This window comes from Thiolapillus sp. (assembly GCF_048562965.1).
Classification (GTDB): Bacteria; Pseudomonadota; Gammaproteobacteria; order Chromatiales; family Chromatiaceae; genus Thiolapillus; species Thiolapillus brandeum_A.
The window spans coordinates 1-2,687 of sequence record NZ_JBHNMF010000451.1 but is presented as its reverse complement, the minus strand read 5'-3'; the positions used below and the strand labels follow the sequence as shown (position 1 = coordinate 2,687).

At 57.0% G+C, this 2,687-nt stretch carries 2 protein-coding genes; both read right to left on the bottom strand.

Annotation, left to right across the window (positions count from 1 at the left end; translation table 11 throughout):
• The coding region (pglZ, locus tag ACOCD2_RS16220; RefSeq protein WP_293652561.1) for a BREX-1 system phosphatase PglZ type B at positions 1–2,320 on the bottom strand (2,320 nt) is incomplete at its 3' end.
• A gap of 12 nt (positions 2,321–2,332) precedes the next feature.
• Positions 2,333–2,687: ATP-binding protein (locus tag ACOCD2_RS16215; RefSeq protein ID WP_293715278.1), on the bottom strand; the 355-nt coding region annotated here is incomplete at its 5' end.

The window sequence follows — 2,687 nt, the reverse complement described above, 5'->3', positions numbered from 1 at the left end:
GCCCAAAAACACCGGAACCAGGGGATCGGTGAGCGATGCGGGCTAGAACCGCCGGCGTACCCTCCAATTCATCGTCTGCTACCAACAAACTAGCTGCTCCGTTGCCATCAATCGACCGTGTCTGAGTCACGGATGATCCCGGGTCATTCACCTTCGTCCGTAGATCGACAGACAGTCCGGGCTGTGCCCGATCAATCCGCACACGACAACGCAGCCCTGCCCAGAAGAGATCCCCAATCTTTACCGCCTTGGCCTTTGTTTCGCCCACGGTCACCCGGATGACGGGCACCAGGCTCTCTTGCAGACTCAATCCGCCGTGTGCATATTCATTGCCGGCACCGAAACAGGAAATCCCGGGTGCAACCGCAACTCGCTCATGAGCATTCCAGTGCCATCGCACGGTGGGCACATCAACCTTGGATGCCCCTTTAATCGCTGCGCAGCGGGCCCAGCGACTCGCTGTCAGATACTTGGGTAAATCCACCTTCGGTAACCCGCCGGGCAGCCAGAGCCAACCGTGGTCTGTTACCACACGAACCTCACGCCAACCGGCATCGAGCAACGACTCGATGCGTTCCAGTAGCAGATCAACCTGCTCTTCGACTCTGCCGGCGAGCTTTCCCTGAAGGGAATGACCCAACTTGTCGAGCCCACCGTTTTCCGTCCAGCCACGCCCCGAGGGATCACCCGTTTCGTCGGCGCTCAGGTATTGGTATCCCTCGGCTGCCAAGAGCTTGCGGAATCTGTCCGTGGTCAATGGCTGTTCCGTATCTGCCAAAGCAGGTAGAAAATCTTCACCGAGTGACACACCTTTGATGCCATTTGAAACGGGAGAAACCGCCGGCTTGGCTGTTGCTGTTACGGTTGGTAATCCTGCCCAACGGGTCGACATCGTGACTGACCAGTCTTTAGCGCGCATGCGTTCGGCCAGGCGTTGAGACACATCGAATCGCAGACCATCCGCGAATAGGACCAGCCCACCTGATTCGACGATTACGTCCTCCAGACCCTGGCCATCATGCCCAGGAAGAGGATCCTTCTCCGCCAACTGCTGAAGATGTTCTGCTGCCGACTCAAGCCACGGCCTATAAACAGCGTTTAATGCCTTGCCAATCGCTTGCGCATCGGCGGTAGATTTGATTGACGCCATTGCAGACAACGCAGCAGTATCGACTGCCCAGGCAGCATCGACATACAGGTTTGCCATTTCAGCAGTCGAGGCGCCACCAAGTTTGGTGTCCGTACGTTCGGTAATAGCTGCCAGGTGAGCCAGGGCTACCGCGAGTGGTGCTTGCCCTAACTTCGCCCAGACCCACCCCCGTCTCAAACCATGTGATTTCTCGAGCTCGAGAATCCGTTTACGCCCGTCATTGGGTGTTGCTTTCTCAAGCTCAAGCAGCGCTTTTCTCAAGGAGGCCTCTTCATTCTCATTGTTTTGAGGCCAGGATGAAGACTCGATAAATAGCTCGCTCGGCATTGCCTGGCGTAACAGCTCCGGTACGCCAGGATAGAGCACAGGCGACTCAGAAAACCTCTCCCAGACAGTAGCCCAATAGCCTTCCCGCTTACCGAGTAGCTCTGCACCAACCAACTCGCCGTCCTTGTCCGGATCGAACTTGAAGTCCACCTTGCACCGTGATTTAAAGGCCGACCAACGCCCTCCATTCCAGCCTGACTTTACCGTCTCTGGGTCGCTCAACCAAAGCAACAGATCCTTTGCCGGATCGTCGGAAAATAGTTTGTCAAAATCTTCGGCCTCAAGGTGTTTTCCACGCAGCCTATCAACTGACGTCGTGGCCAGTTCTGCCAAAGCACCAAGCATAGCCCGACGAGTAGCCGCGTCGCGTGCAACGTCCAATCCAAGACCCCCTTCCTCCGCTACCAGGAAGGCTTCGACGGTCCAGTCCTTTCCGTTCTTTTGCGTCCAGCAAACGCCGCGGTACTGAAGCTCCACCAGCGGCTTGAGGCTATCCGGGCATTCTTGGACTGCCCGCAATTCCTGCCGGCTCACATCCGGCAGGTATACGATCGGCGGTATCCCTTCAGGCATCTCGACATCAGGCAATGCACGATCCACCACGCTACGCAGCCAGATGGCCGGGCCGATTCGCTGTTCGGGCTGGTATTCACCGAAAGTCAGAAGCTGGGGTAGCAAGCGACGGAGTTGGGGTATGATCGGCCGCCACTGTGAATCATGATCCGTCCACAAGATGGCATATGGGTGCACGACGTCACTCGGGTTGTACCGGGCCGCGCGCTCCAGGGAACGGACCAGCGCCTCGATGACAGTGATGCTTGACTGGATAGCTTCAGTGTCCACGCTTCACCTTCTTCATGAGGCCTTCGCCGCATAGATTGTCAGCAGGAGCTCTGAATCATCGATCAGTCGGTATTCCGGCGCTCTTCCCGAGAGCTGCTCACTACGCGACAAGATGATTGGTACCCCTTCACCACGCTTATCCATGATGTGAGAGCGGTGGGCTGAAAACTCGTCTCGCTCAATGGGGCAACGTGCCAGCAGGCTCGTAATCGCTTCATTCCGAGCAGCCTGTCGATAAGGCAGGCTTTCGGGCGTCATCGTATTGGGCAACATTCCCGGCGTGTACAGTTCCAACCGATCATCAAACAACCGCAAACGCACCTTGGCGCCCGCCATCGAGTAATCCCGGTGCGCCACCGCATTGGTT